We start from the raw sequence: 15712 nt of genomic DNA, 5'->3' as shown, positions 1-15712 counted from the left end.
GGTCGCCTCAGCCCGTGCTCAGCCCGGCCAGCACGTCGCCGGCGCGCAGCACCGCCCACGGATGGCCGGGCATGCCGGTCACCGTCACCACCGTCGAGCCCGACGCGACCGGGGTGGGCACGCGGATCAGCCGGTCGAGCGCGTCGGGGTCGGCGGCGCCGGCCAGGACCGTACGGCCGGCCAGGTCGGGCGGTACGCGGATCTCGCCGGTGTCCGCCGACGCCGCCGCGCGGACGGCGGCGACGTCGGCCGGTACCTCGGTGTAGGTGTGGTCCGCGTGGCCGACCAGGATCCGGTCGGCGCGCCCGACCGCGTGCCATGCCAGCAGGTCGAGGACCGTGGCACGGTGGCCGCCCAGGAAGTGCTCCCACTGGTCGGCGGCCGCCCGCGCGAGCTGGTCACCGTGCCGGCCGACGCTGTGGCCGTAGCCACGGCCGGTCAGGGTCAGGTCGGTCCAGAGCAACCGTCGGGTGCGCAGGTCCACGACCATCGGCAGCAACATCCGGGCGTTGCCGCGCAGGTCGAACCGCTGCGCGACCCGGGCGCCGTCGAACTGCTCGCCCCGGGTGAGGGGCAGCATGACGCCGGCGACCGCCTCCGTGAGGGCCTCGAACGGCACGGCGTTGTAGCTGAGGACGGTCGGCACGGCGTAGTGCACGCCGTGCTCGGCCAGACGGGTCAGGTGGAGGTCGAGGAACTCGGTGGCCCCCAGCGGAGCCGGGGCGGAGGTGAGGTCGCCGGAGTGGATCGCGCCGTCGCCGGCGAAACGCAGCCGGGTGAAGTCGCAGTGGCCCACCCGCTGCCAGTCCCGGTCGAAGAACACGCAGGACAGGTCGAGGTCGACCCGCGTGGCGCCCGGCTCCTCCCAGTGCAGGAAGAACCGCAGCACCTCCGCGTCGGGCAGCGCCCGCACGCTGCCCCTCGGCCACCCCGCCAGCTGCGCCGAGGCGGCCCGCTCCCGCGTCGGCGCGGGCACCTCGGCCAGGGCGGCGTCGAGGACGGCCACGTCGAACCGGCCGAGCCGGGCGGCGCGGGCGGTCAGCTCGGCGTCGACCAGCCCGCGTACCGCGGTGATCGCCGGCACGGGCACCGGCGGGCGTCGCTCGGGCTCGGTCCAGGTGGTCACGACGCTGCCGCGGGGATGGAACACCCGCCGGGGCATACCGGGACCGGGACGGCCACCGACGATCCCGGACTCCTCGACGGCGCCGCCCACGGGCGGCGCCTCGGCGGGAGGGGGCACCTCGCCGCCCGACCGGAGCGCTTCCCGCAGAAAGGCGGGGCCGGCACCGCGCACGCCTCGCGCGACGGCGCGCAGGACGTCGCCCAGGCCGACGGCGAGCGCCGGGGCGGCCCCGGTGTGCGCGGAGCCGTGGGCCTGCGCCGCCGCCCGCGCCCGCGCGGTCGCCGCCAGCTCGGCAGCCGTCGCCCGTACCGTCCCGTTGCGGCCGGTGAGTTGAGCCGCCGCCGCGGCGAGCACGCCGGGTGCCACCCGGGCCACCGTCCGGCGCATGGCTGTCTCGATGGCCGCGTACGCCGCCGGATCGTCCCCGGCGACCCGCAGCAGGTGGTCGAGCCGGCGCCACAGCTCGCCCGGACGTTCGGTGAGCAGGCCGGCGGCCCTCGCCACGTCACCGCCGGTCAGGGCCTCCTCCACCAGGGACGCGTGGGTCCGCACGCGGACCGTGACCGTGCCGTCGGGGTGCCCGGTCGGCACGAGCTGCCGGGGCTCGCGGGCGCAGGCCGCCACGATGGCCGCGCCGAGGGCGCTGGCGCGGGCCGCGCGGGTGCCGCGCAGCGCGGCGAACGCGACGGCCGCCGCCGGGTGCGCGGCCACGTTCTCGTACGGGTGCAGCCGCTCGCCGAGGCGCTTCCAGACGGTGGGGTGCCGCCGCAGGTCCTCCGCCGCGCCCGCGGCACCGCAGGCGTCGAGATGCGCGAGAGCCGCGCGCCGCAGCGGCCGGGGCAGGGCCCGCACCCGGGTGACCGGCAGGACGACGACGGGCTCGTGGACCGGACGCCAGGCCGCGCCCTCGGACTCGTCGTCCCGCCTCGGCAGGACGAGCCCCGGGTCCCCACCCGAGTACGCCCACAGGGTCCGCGCCACGTCCGTGGCGGTCGACCACCGCCGCCGGGCCGCGGCGACCAGGTCGCGGTAGCCGGGGGTGCACGCCGTGGCGTGCAGCGCCCAGGCGACGACCAGCGCGATGGTCTCCCGCGCGGGCACCACCTCGGGCAACCAGTCGAGGCTGCCCGGCGCGGTGGCGTTCACCAACACCTCGAGGTCGGCCCGGTCGGACTCGCTCAGCGCGGCAGGCCGGGCGACAAGCTCGTCGCGGAGCCGGACCGCGGCGCCGACCGGGTCGGCCTGGAGCCCGGCGAGACGCATCGGCATCGGCGGCGCGGCCGGGACGGCGTCCTCGACCGGCGCACCGGCCCGCCGCAGCCGGCGGCGCACCGGGGCCGAGGGCGCGACGACGGTGAGGTACGTGTCGTCCGCCGCCAGCCGCCGGCCGCAGACCGGGCACGCGGTGACCTGCTCCGGCGGGAAGCACGCCGGGCACACGGGATGGCCGCACGGGTCGAGCGGCGCGCCACCCTCCTCGCGGCCGCACAGCACGCAGGGCGCGCCGGGCACGGCGAACAGATGGGTCAGCAGCCGCCGTACGTAGACCGCTTCGATGTCGCGCGGGGTGTCGGGAAACGACCGGTAGAGCGGCAGCATCGGACGATCCGCGCCGACCATCTCGTCGATGGTCGCCAGCAGCCAGTCGGCCCACCGGACCCGCACCGCCGCCGGCAGCCGGGCCGCCGCCGTGCGCAGGTCGTCCCGGAGCAGCCAGCCACGACCGGCCAGATCGGCCTCGAGCGCGGCCACCCAGGCCGCACCGTCCGCAGGGGCGGCGCCCGCACACACCACCGCGACCCGGCCGGTGCGTCGCAGCAGCACCACGGCCAGCGCATCCATGCTCGCGCCCTCCCCGTGTAAGAGCGGTGGGCGGAGAGTCGCGACGCTAGTTGCCAGGAAAGGGTGAGAAGGAAGCACCGCGGGGAGCCGCCCACCGCGAGGAAGATCGTACGGGGCGGCGGCGGCCGGCCTCACCCTGATTTCCAACCGGAAGACGCCCGTTCGCGTGCCAGGGGCACCGCTCGCAGGGGGCATCGGATTACCCTCGCCGGCATGAGCCGACGCACCGACCCGGTCCGGCGTCCGCTGTGGCGTGACCGCGACTTCGGCGCCTACTGGGCCGCGCAGTCGCTCTCCGCCGCCGGTGACTCGTTCGCCTACCTCGCGGTGCCGCTGCTCGTGCTCCACGCGACCGGATCGGTCGCCCGGATGGGCCTGCTCACGGCCGTGGCCGGCGCCGCGTCCGTCGGCGCGGGGATCTTCGGCGGCGTCCTGGTCGACCGGTACGACAGGCGGAAACTGATGATCACCGCCGACCTGCTCCGGCTGGTGCTCTACGCCCTCGTTCCCCTGGCCTGGCTCGGTGGCCCGCAGGTGTGGCTGCTCTTCGTCGTGCTGCCGATCTGCGAGGCGGCCGGCATGGTGTTCCAGGTCGCCGCGGTGACCGCCGTGCGCAACCTCGTCGACCGGCCCAGGATCACCGAGGCCAACGGGCGTCTCCAGGCCACGTACGCGGCGGCTGCCGTGCTGGGGCCGCTGCTCGCCGGCGTGGTGGCGGCCCGGTTCGGCGCCCCGGCGGCCATCGCCGTCAACGCGGCCAGCTTCGCCCTGTCGGCCGTCGGCCTCTGGCTGGTGCGGCTGCGGCGGCCCGACGAGGGGCCGGCGGTCGACGGCACGGCGGGGCGGCAGAGCCGGCTGGCCGAGTTCCTCGCCGGCGCCCGGTTCCTCTGGCGGCAGCCCGTGCTCCGCTCGCTGACCGTGCTGCTGTCGGTGTTCATCTTCCTGACGTACGGGCTCACCGACGTGCTCGTCTTCCACGTCAAGCACGACCTCGGCGGCTCCGACCGCACCGTCGGCACGGTGCTGGGCCTGGCGGCGCTGGGCACGATCGTCGGAGCGCTGCTGGTGGCGCCCCTGCGCCGCCGCCGTGGCTTCGGCACGACCTGGATCGGCGCACACGCCATGTGCGGTCTCGCCATCGTCGGCATCGGCCTCGTCGGGGACGTGCGGGGCGTGACCGTGCTGATGGCGGTGTACCTGTGCGGCGTCAGCGTGGGCGGCATCTGCTCGATGTCGCTGCGCCAGGAGATCACGCCCGATCACCTGCTCGGTCGGGTCACCTCGGCGTTCTGGAGCACGCACTACTCGCTCGGCCCGGCCGGCGCCGCGGTGCTGACGTGGGCCGCGAGCAGGCACGGCGTCAGCGCCGTCGCCCTCGTCGCCGGCGCGGGATGTCTGCTGGTCGCGGTCGGCGGGCTGTTCACCCCGATCCGCCGCGCCGGTGCGGAGCCGGCGGCCCACCCGGCGGAGTTCCGGTCGCCCGCGACCAGCCCGACGTCCTGACCCCGGACGCGTCGCCGCGCGCCGGTCCTCCTGAATCCGGGAACACGTGCCACCCGTGCGGTGCCACCGGCGCCAGGGGTCAGCGGACGCCCTGCCCGACGCCGCCGACCCGGCGCGCCGAGGGTGGCGCCGGGCCCACCGGCCGGCCGACGCGGGCCACGTGGAGCAGGCGCTGCGGCGCCACGCCCAGCAGCGTCCCCAGGGCGTCGCGGGTGGCGAGCGCGTCGACGAGTTGGCTCAGCGGGTGCGCCGCCAGGCCGGCCGCGTGCAGGGTCAGCCAGGTACGCGTGAGGACCCGGCCGAACTCGACCTGCCCCGCGTCGTCCGTTCCGGGCGGTCCGACCAGGACGAGCACGGCGCCGCCGAGCGCCAGCGGGCTGCCGGACGCCGCCGCGAGGAGCCGGGGCAGACCCAGCCGGCGCAGCACCGGGTACGCCGCCAGCGCCCCCCGCAGCGCGGCCGCCTCGCGCCCGGAAAGCCCGAGGCAGCGGTCGGTGAGCCCGTCGGCATGGTAGGCCGGGTGCGCCGGCGTGAGCCGCAGCCACGACCGCAACTCGCGGACCACCGACGGGTCCGCGTACGTCCACCGGTCGGCGACCCGCAGCAGGCGGCCCAGCAGGTCGGCGTCGGGCACCACGCGGACCGCGCCGCCCGAGGCCCGGGCGACGGCGTCGACGGCCGCCACCACCGCGGCGTCCGGACCGGCGGAGAACCGGCCCCGGTGGGTACGGCGGGTGAGCACCTGCGCCGCGTCGAACGGGGTGTCGTAGCGGTGCGGGCCGGGCCGCAGCCAGCCCACCCGGCGGTCGTCGACGCGGTGGTCGGCGACGAACCGTATCCGCAGCCCGGCGTCGGCCGCGACGATCAGGCACGTCTCGACGAAGGCGCCCAGGGACAGCCGCAGGTCCCGCCCGGAGGGGTCGGACGCCGGCAGCGCGTACGCCGGGTCCCAGCCCACCCGCACCTCGCCGCCGCGGTGGTCGAGCCGCCACGGCTGGGTGTTGTGCGCGCTGGGCGCCCGCCAGCAGAGCGGCTCCAGCGCGCGGAACGCCGCGAGGTCCATCTACAGTGCCTTCTCGTAGAACGTGTAGCCGTGCAGCGGCCGGCCGCCGAGCGCCCGGTACTGCGCGGCGGAGGCCGGGTTGTCCCGGCCGACGTAGGTGCTGCGCAGCGTCGTGTATCCCCCGGCGTGCAGGTTGCGCCGCAGCGCGGCGGAGAGCAGGCGCTGGTATCCGCGCCCCTGGTGCTCGGGCAGCACGCCCTTGACGATCAGCACCGCCTCCCGCCGGTAGCGGCGGCGGGTCGCCAGCAGCCGGACCTGGTTGACCAGGTTGAGGTCGCCGCGCACCCGCACCACGAACTCGCTGATGTCGGGCACGCACAGCACGAACGCGACGGGTCGCCCGGCCCTGGTGAGGTAGAGCAGCAGTGACTCGTCCAGCAGGTACGCCAGCCCGTCGGTCTGCCGGCGCAGCTGCGCGGCGGAGATCTCGGTGTAGTAGCCGAGCTGGGCGAAGGACGCGTTCAGCATCCCGCGCAGCAGTTCGAGCTGGTCGGCGAGCCGGCGGACGTCGCCGCGGTGCACCGTCAGCTCCGCGCCGTCCGGGTCGGTGCCGGCCGGGACGTCGTCCCCGGCGGGGACCGGGCAGATCCAGGTGTCCGACTCGAACCGCCGGCGGAACCCGTACGACTCGTAGGCGCTCACGTACCGGGGCGGGTTCCAGGCGCTGTCGATGAAGCCCCGGTCGGCGTAGCCGGAGGTGATGACCCCGCCCGCCTGGTTGGGCAGCAACGCGACCGGCCCGAAGAGCGCGTCGCGGTCGCCGGCGGCGCGCGCGGCGGTGGTGATCGCCTCGAACAGCGGTTGCGCCGCCGCGCCGGTGAACTCGGTGAGCCCGAAGAGCTGACACCGGCGGCCGAGCTTGGCGTCGAGGGCGGCGTCGGTGTGCAGGGTGGTGCGACCGACGACGGCACCGGTGGCGCCGTCGCGCAGCACGTACATCGGCACGCCGTCGCGCCACCACCGCCGCACCTGCTGGCGTGACGGCGGCACGAAGCGCGGCTCGCCGGCGTACACCCGGTCGGTGAGCGACAGGAACTCGCGCAGGCCGCGCCCGTCGACGACTCGTCGCAGACCGTGCCGGGCGCTCATCGCCGCACCGCCGGACCCACCGTCTCCGAGCCCAGCGGCGTGAACGTCGGGATGTGCCCCATCTCGTTGGACTCGGCCCGCCACAGCCCGTTGGAGTAGCCGTCGGCCTCGGCGGTGAACAGGCGGATGAAGCCCGCGGTCGCGTGGCGGTCGCCGTCGGTGAGCCAGACCATCAGCTTGCGGTGGTGCCGGGACCGGGCGAAGCGCATCAGGGCCTCCCGGTCGCTGAAGAAGGCGACGGTGCCGAGGGTGAACGGGAACTCCCAGTACACCCGGTGCCAGCGGTAGCCGGACATGCGGCGCATGTCGCGGACCATCCGCAGCCAGGCCGGCAGGAGCCGCAGGATCGCCAGCGGGCTCCGGTAGCGGGTGGCGCCGAAGAACATGGCGCCGGCCTGGGCGCGCGCCGGGGCGCGGGAGAAGTCACGGGTACGCATCACTCAGCCCACCAGGTAGACGTTTTTGATCTTCTGTTGTCCGGCGAACGGGCCGGCTCCCGGTTCGTGCAGCTCGACGCGGAGGTCGCCGGCGGCCGGGTCCTCGGTCAGCGACTGCGCGAAGTCGCGGGACACGGCCGCCAGGTGTCCGCGTACGCCGTCGCGGCAGGCGGCGGCCAGCGCCTCCCGCTCGGGCTCCGGCAGCGGGCGTCGCAGTTCGAGGTGGATCACCGGCCGGGTCTCCAGCGCGGCGTCCTCGACCAGCGCGAGGCAGAACCGGCTGATCTCGGCGGCGAACGGGTTGCCGGTGTAGAGGCCGTACTCCACGTCCTGCGGGTAGAGGTTGGCGCCCAGGTAGGACACCGTCGAGTCGCGCCGGCCGAACAGCAGCAGCACCGGCAGGGTCATCCGCTCGTTCGCCAGCGCCGCGCGGCACGCGGCCCAGCGATCCGGGTCGGCGCGGACCAGGTCGAGGATCCGCCGGTAGGGCACGAGCAGCGCCTCGTCGCCGACGTTGTAGCGCAGCCGTGGCTGGAGGACGTCGGGGCCGGTCATCGTGCAGAGCAACTCCCGGCGCTCGTTGGTCTCCAGGTAGGTGGCCAACGGGTTGTACTGGAACACCATGGGCAGCCGCTGTTCGTCGGCGCCGAGCAGCGCCGCCCGCAGCTCGGCGTCGTCGCGCAGGCGGCGGCGCAGCCACACCGTGAACCGGGTCTCCGCGCCGAGGCCGATGGTCAGGTCCGAGGCGCCGTACGCGGACCGGACCTTGCGGAACCGCTCCTCCAGGTAGCCGCGCAGCGCCTCCGTCATCCCCTCTCCCCCGCAGCTGGCGTAGATGCGGTGGCGCGACCAGTCGAAGCCCTCGGCGTCGAGCCGGTCGCGCAGGTGCTTGAGGAACGGCGGGTACGCGGTCACCAGGTAGTCGAAGTCCGGGCCGAACTCGCGGAGCGTGTCGACGATCTTGCCGAGGTCCGGGCCGGTGTTCTTGACCACCGCGATCCGCGCCATGGCGGCGCCGGTCGTCGTCCCGGTCGCCCAGGCGCCCATCGAGTAGGCGTTGATGACGAACGGGCGGCGCATCGGGAAGACCAGGCTCGTGTAGCCGACGATGTCGCGGTGCACGGCGCGCAGCTCGCGCTCGCCCCGGGGCCAGTTGAAGGGTCGGCCCGACGAGCCGGCCGACTCGTCGACCACCACGCCCCGGTCCGGCAGTCGCCCGTCCCGGCAGCGTCGCGCGGCGGGGAAGGGCACGACGTAGCTCACCTTGTCGGTCTCCGGGAAGTCCCGCAGCCGACGGCCGGCTCCGGCCGGTCGGGCGCGCAGGAAGGCACGGTACGCCGGCACGTCCAGCGCGGCGAGCGCACAACCCGCGCGCGCGTTCGCCGCCGCGATCCGGTCCAGCACCGGGTGGTGCCGCCGGGCCGACCAGCGCCACGACGCGGGGTGGCGGCCGGCCAGCCGTACCGCCGCCCCGAGCACCCGGACGAAGATGGCCAGACGGGCCCGGCGCCAGCGTTCGCCGGCCGTCAGGCGTGGTGACGCGAGGGGTGACGGATCGGAATATCGACGCAACGTCTCGGTCATGGGTGAATCCTCGACCGGCCCGGTCGCGGACGCCTGAGCTGTCGCACCGGTCCCGCGCTGAGTATCCACACCTACCGCGCTCAGCCGGGCGCGCTCCCGGTGGCCGTTCGCCGGGACCGGCGCGACGGATCAGTTGCGGCAGCTCGCCCGGGTGGCGACGGGGCCGCTGCCGAGGTGGCGGAGCAGCGTGTCGTACCGCTCAGCGGCGGCGGTGCGCGACGGCGAGGAGCCGGGTCGCCGGGCGACCCAGTCGGCCGCCTGCTCGACCGCCCGCCGGGACTCGTCGGTGTGGTCCAGCATGTCGAACCCGTGCTGCCCGTCCGGTACGTCGATCACCTCCACCCGTACGCCGGCGTCGCCCGCCGCGTCGAGGAACGCCGCGACCGTCTCGGCCATCTCCTTCCGTTCCCGGCCGACCCGGGTGAGCAGCAGCGGCGGTACGGCCCCGCCCGGCTCGCCGAGCGCGACGCCCGGCGCGAAGCGCGGGTCGACGCCCCAGCCGGGCAGCGGCGCGAGGAGCGGATACGTCAGCGCCACCGCCCGCAGCCAGGAAGGCCGGTCCCGCAGCCAGTCCGTGCTCAGCAGTCCCCCGCCGGAGAAGAACCAGAGGGCGATGCGCTCGCCGTCGACGCGCGGGTCGGCGCGTACCTGGTCCACCGCCGCGGCGACGTCGAGGGCGGCCGTCGCGCAGTCGGTGGCGGGACCCTGCGGGCCGTCTACGACGCGCATCCGGTGCTCGACGGCGACGGCCAGGACACCGAGGTCGGCCAGAAGGCAGCCGTAGCCGCGGTAGACCGGCCAGTCACGCGGACCCGGATGCAGGTCGTCCGGCAGCGGTCCACCGTGGACGAGTACCACGGCGGGGCGCGGGACGTCACCGTCCGGTACGTACCAGTCGAGGTTCGCCACCCGCTCGTGCCGGCGGGCGGGCGGCGTCAGCACGAACGGGCGGAGGAAGCTCGGCGTCTCGCTCATGATCACAGTCTGGCACGGCACGACGACTCCGTGGTGTCCTGATCGCGCGTCGCACCGTCGAGCGCCACCCGGCGGCGCCGGATGCGCGTACCCGCCGCGACGCCGGCGGCCGGCCCGCGGCACACGCCCCGGCTCAGGCCCCGTTCGGCGGCAGCGGCAACTCGACGGCGGCCACCGTCTCGACCCGTACGGCCGAGTGGGTCGGCGGCGGCATGTCGGCCCGTGGCGAACGGCTGTGCACCCGGCCCCGGCCGGTCGGGTCCGTACGGCTGCTCACCTCGCAGGTCACCATCAGGATCGGCGCGGGCGGCGCGGTCAGCCGGCCGGCGCCCCAGCGCACCCACAGTGGGATCCGCCCCGCGTCGGCCTCGGCGAGCAGCTTCTCCCACGTGCGGCGGCGCGTACCGTGGTCGACCTCGACGACGACCGGCGGCCCGTCCGGGCGGGCACACGCCACGTCGAGCACCGACTGCTGCGCGGACATCGGCGGTGGCAACGGCAGCACGCTCGCCGCCCGCCGGTAGACCCGCCAGCCCTGCGCCGTCGCCCACCCGACCACCGTGTCGATCAGGCGGGCGGTGACCTCGTCCGTGGTCAGGTCGGCGAAGGTGACCGTGTCGATCAGGCCGGCCAGCGACGCCGCCAGCCGCTCTGCGTCCTCACCGACCACCACCGCCGCAGGGTAGCCCGCCAGACGGGCCGCCCCCGCGACCGGGGCGGCACGACGGCTGCCGCCCCGGCGGTCTCCTACCGCGCGCCGACGGAGACGGGTGCGCTGAGCGGGCCCTCGTTGCCGCTGCGGTCCAGGCCGGACACGCAGTAGGACAGCGGGCGGTCGGCCGGGGCGGTGCGGTCCACCCAGCCGGTGCCCCGGGCCGCGCCCACGAGCCGGGCCGCGTCGCCGTCGACGCGGTAGACGGCGAAGCTCGTGGCGCCGCCCCCGCGCCAGGTCAGCGTCACGCCGTCGGCGTTCGCCCGGTGCGCGCCGGTGACCGTGGGGGCGGCGGGCGGCGTCGACGGAAGGTGCGCCATCGTGGGCACCAGCGCCGGGCCGGCGTGGTGGGCCGCGCTGTAGCGGCTGACGGCCCCGAGCCGGTCGGCGCGTACCTGCTTGGCGCTGAAGTGCACGCTGCCGTCGACGCCGTACCGACGGTTGAGGGCGAGCTGGCGGGTCAGCTCGGTCGGGTCGCGCCAGGCGCCGCGCTCACCCACCCGGTAGTCGGCCTGGCCGATGTAGAGCTGCACCCTCGTGCCGCGCACCGTGGCCGCCCACCACGGCAGCAGCTTCGCGTAGTCGGCCTTGCCGAACCCGATGTGCCAGTAGAGCTGCGGGACGACGTAGTCCAGCCACTGCCGCCGTACCCAGAGTCGGGTGTCGGCGTGGATGTCGTCGTAGCTCTGCAAGCCGGCGGTCGCCGAGCCGGCCGGGTCGGTGCGGTCGTTGCGCCAGATGCCGAACGGGCTGATGCCGAACTTGACCCACGGCTTGATCGCCTTGATCCGCTCGCTCATCTCGCGGACCAGCGTGTTCACGTTGTCCCGGCGCCAGGCCCGTTTGTCCGCGAACCCCCGGCCGTACCGGGCGAACGTCGCGTCGTCCGGGAAGTCCTGCCCGGCCTCCGGGTACGGGTAGAAGAAGTCGTCGAAGTGCACGCCGTCGACGTCGTAGCGCTGGACCGCCTCCAGCATCGAGTCCTCGACGAACGTGCGTGCCTCGGGGATGCCGGGGTCGAAGTAGAGGCGGCTGCCGGGCCGGTCGGCGCTGGGATAGGTCACCACCCAGTCGCGGTGCTGCCGCAGCGGGTGCGTCGGAGCGAGCCGGTCCAGCCTCGGGCCCGGCCCGCCGACCGTGGCCGGCTGCCCGCCCCGGTACGGGTTGAACCAGGCGTGGAACTCCAGGTTGCGGGCGTGCGCCTCGGCGACCATGAACTCCATCGGGTCCCAGCCCGGGTCGCGGCCGTCGCGTCGCCCGGTCAGCCACTCCGACCACGGTGCGTACGCCGACGGCCAGAGCGCGTCCCCGCTCGGGCGCACGTGCACGAAGACCGCGTTGTGGTTGCGCCGTACCGCCAGGTCCAGCCAGCCCCGGAACTCGGCCCGCGCCGTCTCGGCCGGCAGTCCCCGCCGGCTCGGCCAGTCGATGTTGTTCACCGTCGTGATCCACATGCCCCGCAGCTCGCGGGGCGCCCGGGCCGGTCGACCGGCGCAGGCGGGGGCGCGATGCGCCGGGGCGGCGCCGAAGGCGGTCACGGCGCCCTGCTCCGGCAGGCCGTTTCCACCGGCTACCCGGTCCCGCAGCGACCAGGCGCCGAGGGCGACCGCCACGGCGAGCGCGGCGACCACCGCGACGGATGCCTGGGTACGACGGCGGCGGGCGGGCGACTCAGCTGCGGACATCGTCCCAGTCTGCCCAGCCCGGACCCACCTGGTGAACCAGTTGAACCGTTAGTTGACGGTCAGCTGAGGGCCGGACGCCGATCCTGTGGCGGATCCAGCCGGAGTCGTCGCCCTCGACCACTCCGGCGCGGCGCGTCAGGAACGCGACGCCCGCCTCTCGTCAGCGGTGCCGCAGTCACTGTCTGCCGGGACGAACGGGGTGCGCATGCGGGTCATCGCGTCCGCGCTCACGTCCACCGCTCGCCCGCGTTCGCGGTCGGTGTCCCCGTCTCCCTCTGATTCGAAGGGATTCAGGGCGGGCGGCGTCATGTCTGCCAAGACGTACTCCAAGATTTCACAGGGCGGCGCGCAACATGTTCACTGGCAGCTGCGAGCCGGAAGGAAGGCGGGTGGTCGGGGCCCGTCATCGGCCGTCGCGTACCCGCTCCGACAGCCTACCGCTCCCACGCCCGGCGGGGACGGTGAGGTGCGACCGGGCCGGGCTCAGTCGTCGGCGAGGACCGCGTACAGATGCGAGTCGCGCCAGCCGTCGCGGATGTAGGCGGTGCCACGCATCCGGCCCTCGTACCGCATACCGATCCTGTGCAGCACCGCCGCCGAGGCGAGGTTACGGGGATCGCACGTACCGAAGATGCGATGGCGCCGGTGCTCGCCGAAGCCCCGTCGCAGCAGTTCCCGCGCCGCGGCCGTGGCGATGCCCCGCCCCCACCGCCGTGGATGGATCGCGTACGCGATCTCGCCGGTGCTCGGGCCGTGCAGCTTCAGCTCTGCGCTGCCCACGACCTCACCGTCGAGGAGCACCCCGAAGACCAGCCGGTCCGGCGGTGCCGCCACGGCGTCCCGCACGTACGCCTGCGTCTGCTCGTAGGTGTTGGGTCCCCACGCCTGGTAGCGGCACGACTCCGGCAGGCGCGCCCAGTCGTGGACGGCAGCGGTGTCGTCGAGCGTGAGCGGTCGGAGCGTGATCGGCATGGGGGCACGTTAGATCACCGCACGGGCACGGCGTGTCGACCTTGCCCGTGCGGACGAAGGTTCGGCCGATCTCGCACAAACATCTACACATCAGCTGCCGTCGCCAGCCGGCGGCCACCTCGTCGAAGACCGGAAGTGCCGGTACGGCGCCAGCCCGAAAACCCGACAGTAAGGTTTCCGGCACCAAGATCTGACGGTGGCGGCCACGACGAGGGAACACCCGCACCACCGTTCTGTCCCATGAACCGTGACGGGCTGCGCCGGACCTCGACGGCGGCGGTGTAGCTGCGCTCGCGGGATACCACACAGGTATTTTTATGCCGTAGAGGTATCAGCGTCCCGGTGGCAGTGGTTCATCGGCTCTGCGCGCCGCCGTCCGCGTATCCGGGCACCGGCGGGATCCACGATCCGTCCGCGCGGGACGGCTCCTCCGCGGTGGCGCGCGCCGGGCCGCCGGGACCGTGGCGCCGGCGGGAGGCAGGATGGGCGGGTGACCGCCCCCACCCGCGCCCCCTCCGCCGTGTTGGACGCGGTGCTCGAACGGTTGACGTACGTCAACGAGGAGACCGGCTACACCGTCGCCCGGGTGGCCACCGACCGGGGCAGCGACCTGCTCACGGTGGTCGGTGCGCTGCTGGGGGCCCAGCCGGGCGAAAGCCTGCGCCTGTCCGGCCGATGGTCGTCGCACCCGCAGTACGGGCGGCAGTTCGAGGTGCACTCGTACACCACCGTGCTGCCGGCCACGATCCAGGGCATCCGCCGCTACCTCGGATCCGGGCTGGTCAAGGGCATCGGTCCGGTGTTCGCCGAGCGGATCGTCGCGCACTTCGGCCTCGACACCCTCCGCGTGATCGAGGAGGAGCCCGCCCGCCTGGTCGAGGTGCCGGGCCTGGGACCGAAGCGCACCGCGAAGATCACCGCGGCGTGGGCGGAGCAGAAGGCCATCAAGGAGGTGATGCTCTTCCTCCAGGGCGTCGGCGTGTCCACCTCCCTGGCCGTACGGATCTTCAAGCAGTACGGCGACGCCGCCATCACCGTGGTCCGCAACGAGCCGTACCGGCTAGCGGCCGACGTGTGGGGCATCGGCTTCAAGACCGCCGACACCATCGCCCAGGCCGTGGGGATTCCGCACGACAGCCCGCAGCGGATCAAGGCCGGCCTGCAACACACCCTGTCGGAGGCCACCGACGACGGGCACTGCTACCTGCCCCACCCGAAGCTCGTCGACGCCGCGATCACGATCCTCAACGTGCCGGGCGACCTCGTCACCGCCTGCCTCGACGAACTCGTCGAGGAGGAGGGCGTGGTCCGCGAGACGCTGCCCGGACCGGACGGCGAGCCGACGACGGCGGTGTACCTGGTGCCGTTCCACCGCGCCGAGCAGTCCCTCGCCGGGTCCCTGCTGCGGCTGCTGCGCGACCGCGCCGACCGGCTGCCCCACTTCACCGGCGTCGACTGGGGCAGGGCGCTGGCCTGGTTGAAGGCCCGTACGGGCACCGACCTCGCCCCCGAGCAGGAGCAGGCCGTCCGCCTCGCCCTCACCTCCCGGGTCGCCGTGCTGACCGGTGGGCCCGGCTGCGGCAAGAGCTTCACCGTCCGCTCGATCGTCGAACTCGCCGCCGCGAAGAAGGCCAAGGTCACCCTCGTGGCGCCGACGGGCCGCGCCGCGAAGCGCCTGTCGGAGCTGACCGGGCATCCGGCGGCCACCGTGCACCGGCTGTTGCAGCTGCGCCCGGGCGGGGAGGCCAGCCACGACCGGGAGAATCCCCTCGACGTCGACCTCCTCGTCGTCGACGAGGCCTCCATGCTGGACCTCATCCTGGCCAACAAGCTCGTCAAGGCCGTACCGCCCGGCGCGCACCTGCTGCTCGTCGGCGACGTCGACCAGCTCCCCTCGGTCGGCGCCGGCGAGGTGCTGCGGGACCTGCTCGCCGCACCGGCCATTCCCCGGGTCCGGCTCACGCAGGTGTTCCGCCAGGCCGCGGAGTCCGGGGTCGTCACCAACGCCCACCGGATCAACGCCGGCAGGCCGCCGCTGCTCCAGGGCCTCAGCGACTTCTTCCTGTTCGCCAGCGACGACACCGACGCCACCGCCGCCCTGACCGTCGACGTCGCCTGCGCCCGGATCCCCGCCCGCTTCGGCCTGGACCCGCGCCGCGACGTCCAGGTGCTCACCCCCATGCACCGCGGCCCGGCCGGCGCGGCGGCCCTGAACACGCTGCTCCAGCAGCGCCTCACCCCGGCACGCGAGGGGCAGCCCGAGCGGCGCCTGGGCGGACGGGTGTTCCGCGTCGGCGACAAGGTCACCCAGATCCGCAACAACTACGACAAGGGCCAGGCCGGCGTCTTCAACGGCACCGTCGGCATCGTCACCGCCCTGAGCACGGAGGAGCAGACCCTGACGGTACGCACCGACGAGGACGAGAGCATCGACTACGACTTCGACGAGCTCGACGAACTCGCCCACGCGTACGCCATGACGATCCACCGCTCGCAGGGCTCCGAGTACCCGGCCGTGGTCGTCCCGCTGACCACCAGCGCCTGGATGATGCTGCAACGCAACCTGCTCTACACGGCCGTCACCCGCGCCAAGAAGCTCGTCGTCCTCGTCGGCTCCCGCCGCGCCCTCGCCGCCGCCGTCCGCACCGTCGGCGCCGGGCGCCGCCACACCGCCCTCGACCACCGTCTCGCCTGAGCAGTCCGAGGTCCCCGCGCCGCCGGGCC

Annotated in this window: 11 protein-coding genes; 2 read left to right on the top strand and 9 right to left on the bottom strand. The window is 74.7% G+C overall.

The window, feature by feature from the left end:
- Positions 1–7: 7 nt before the first annotated feature.
- Complete coding sequence (locus tag GA0070610_RS12165) at positions 8–2968, bottom strand: MXAN_6230/SCO0854 family RING domain-containing protein (RefSeq protein WP_172896519.1); 2961 nt, start codon at positions 2966–2968, stop codon at positions 8–10.
- Between the two features lie 213 nt (positions 2969–3181).
- On the opposite strand from GA0070610_RS12165, the gene GA0070610_RS12160 reads away from it, so the two are divergent.
- Positions 3182–4471 (top strand): MFS transporter, encoded by a 1290-nt coding sequence (locus GA0070610_RS12160; protein WP_089000135.1) that lies wholly within the window; start codon positions 3182–3184, stop codon positions 4469–4471.
- 79 nt (positions 4472–4550) lie between these two features.
- On the opposite strand, the gene GA0070610_RS12155 is transcribed toward GA0070610_RS12160, so the two are convergent.
- From GA0070610_RS12155 to GA0070610_RS12115, 8 genes are all read right to left on the bottom strand, one after another.
- Positions 4551–5534, bottom strand: coding sequence for a nitroreductase family protein (locus GA0070610_RS12155; protein WP_089000134.1), 984 nt, complete (start codon positions 5532–5534; stop codon positions 4551–4553).
- A complete protein-coding gene (locus tag GA0070610_RS12150; RefSeq protein WP_089000133.1) occupies positions 5535–6623 on the bottom strand; it encodes a GNAT family N-acetyltransferase in 1089 nt (362 codons plus the stop codon).
- On the bottom strand, positions 6620–7060 hold the full coding sequence (locus GA0070610_RS12145) for a DUF4188 domain-containing protein (RefSeq protein WP_089003444.1): 441 nt from the start codon (positions 7058–7060) through the stop codon (positions 6620–6622). The genes GA0070610_RS12150 and GA0070610_RS12145 overlap by 4 nt, the downstream gene beginning before the upstream one ends.
- 3 nt (positions 7061–7063) lie before the next feature.
- The gene (locus GA0070610_RS12140; protein ID WP_089000132.1) at positions 7064–8644 is read right to left on the bottom strand and encodes a phenylacetate--CoA ligase family protein; all 1581 of its coding nucleotides are present in this window, start codon (positions 8642–8644) and stop codon (positions 7064–7066) included.
- A 129-nt stretch (positions 8645–8773) separates the two neighbouring features.
- Entirely contained in the window at positions 8774–9619 is an 846-nt protein-coding gene (locus tag GA0070610_RS12135; RefSeq protein ID WP_157747127.1) for an alpha/beta hydrolase, read from the bottom strand.
- A 133-nt stretch (positions 9620–9752) separates the two neighbouring features.
- Entirely contained in the window at positions 9753–10292 is a 540-nt protein-coding gene (locus GA0070610_RS12130) for a hypothetical protein (protein WP_089000130.1), read from the bottom strand.
- 74 nt (positions 10293–10366) lie between these two features.
- Positions 10367–12016: a glycoside hydrolase family 10 protein gene (locus GA0070610_RS12125; RefSeq protein ID WP_089000129.1), complete on the bottom strand. Its 1650-nt coding sequence runs from the start codon at positions 12014–12016 to the stop codon at positions 10367–10369.
- A 483-nt stretch (positions 12017–12499) separates the two neighbouring features.
- Positions 12500–12988 carry a GNAT family N-acetyltransferase gene (locus GA0070610_RS12115; protein ID WP_089000127.1) on the bottom strand — a complete coding sequence of 163 codons (489 nt, stop codon included), beginning with the start codon at positions 12986–12988 and terminating at the stop codon, positions 12500–12502.
- 490 nt (positions 12989–13478) lie between these two features.
- On the opposite strand from GA0070610_RS12115, the gene recD2 reads away from it, so the two are divergent.
- Positions 13479–15683, top strand: coding sequence for an SF1B family DNA helicase RecD2 (recD2, locus tag GA0070610_RS12110; RefSeq protein ID WP_089000126.1), 2205 nt, complete (start codon positions 13479–13481; stop codon positions 15681–15683).
- The last annotated feature ends 29 nt before the right edge of the window (positions 15684–15712 follow it).

It is taken from the genome of Micromonospora echinofusca (genome assembly GCF_900091445.1).
In the GTDB taxonomy this organism is placed as follows: domain Bacteria; phylum Actinomycetota; class Actinomycetes; order Mycobacteriales; family Micromonosporaceae; genus Micromonospora; species Micromonospora echinofusca.
The sequence above is the reverse complement of the archived record's forward strand: the minus strand, read 5'-3'. Positions and strand labels throughout refer to the sequence as shown.

What these genes read in the sequence shown, in the direction of transcription:
- GA0070610_RS12165 (WP_172896519.1), bottom strand. Translation starts at nt 2,968, where the DNA reads ATGGATGCGCTGGCCGTGGTGCTGCTGCGACGCACCGGCCGGGTCGCG.
- GA0070610_RS12145 (WP_089003444.1), bottom strand. Translation starts at nt 7,060, where the DNA reads ATGCGTACCCGTGACTTCTCCCGCGCCCCGGCGCGCGCCCAGGCCGGC.
- GA0070610_RS12150 (WP_089000133.1), bottom strand. Translation starts at nt 6,623, where the DNA reads ATGAGCGCCCGGCACGGTCTGCGACGAGTCGTCGACGGGCGCGGCCTG.
- GA0070610_RS12115 (WP_089000127.1), bottom strand. Translation starts at nt 12,988, where the DNA reads ATGCCGATCACGCTCCGACCGCTCACGCTCGACGACACCGCTGCCGTC.
- GA0070610_RS12135 (WP_157747127.1), bottom strand. Translation starts at nt 9,619, where the DNA reads ATGAGCGAGACGCCGAGCTTCCTCCGCCCGTTCGTGCTGACGCCGCCC.
- GA0070610_RS12155 (WP_089000134.1), bottom strand. Translation starts at nt 5,534, where the DNA reads ATGGACCTCGCGGCGTTCCGCGCGCTGGAGCCGCTCTGCTGGCGGGCG.
- GA0070610_RS12140 (WP_089000132.1), bottom strand. Translation starts at nt 8,644, where the DNA reads ATGACCGAGACGTTGCGTCGATATTCCGATCCGTCACCCCTCGCGTCA.
- GA0070610_RS12160 (WP_089000135.1), top strand. Translation starts at nt 3,182, where the DNA reads ATGAGCCGACGCACCGACCCGGTCCGGCGTCCGCTGTGGCGTGACCGC.
- GA0070610_RS12125 (WP_089000129.1), bottom strand. Translation starts at nt 12,016, where the DNA reads ATGTCCGCAGCTGAGTCGCCCGCCCGCCGCCGTCGTACCCAGGCATCC.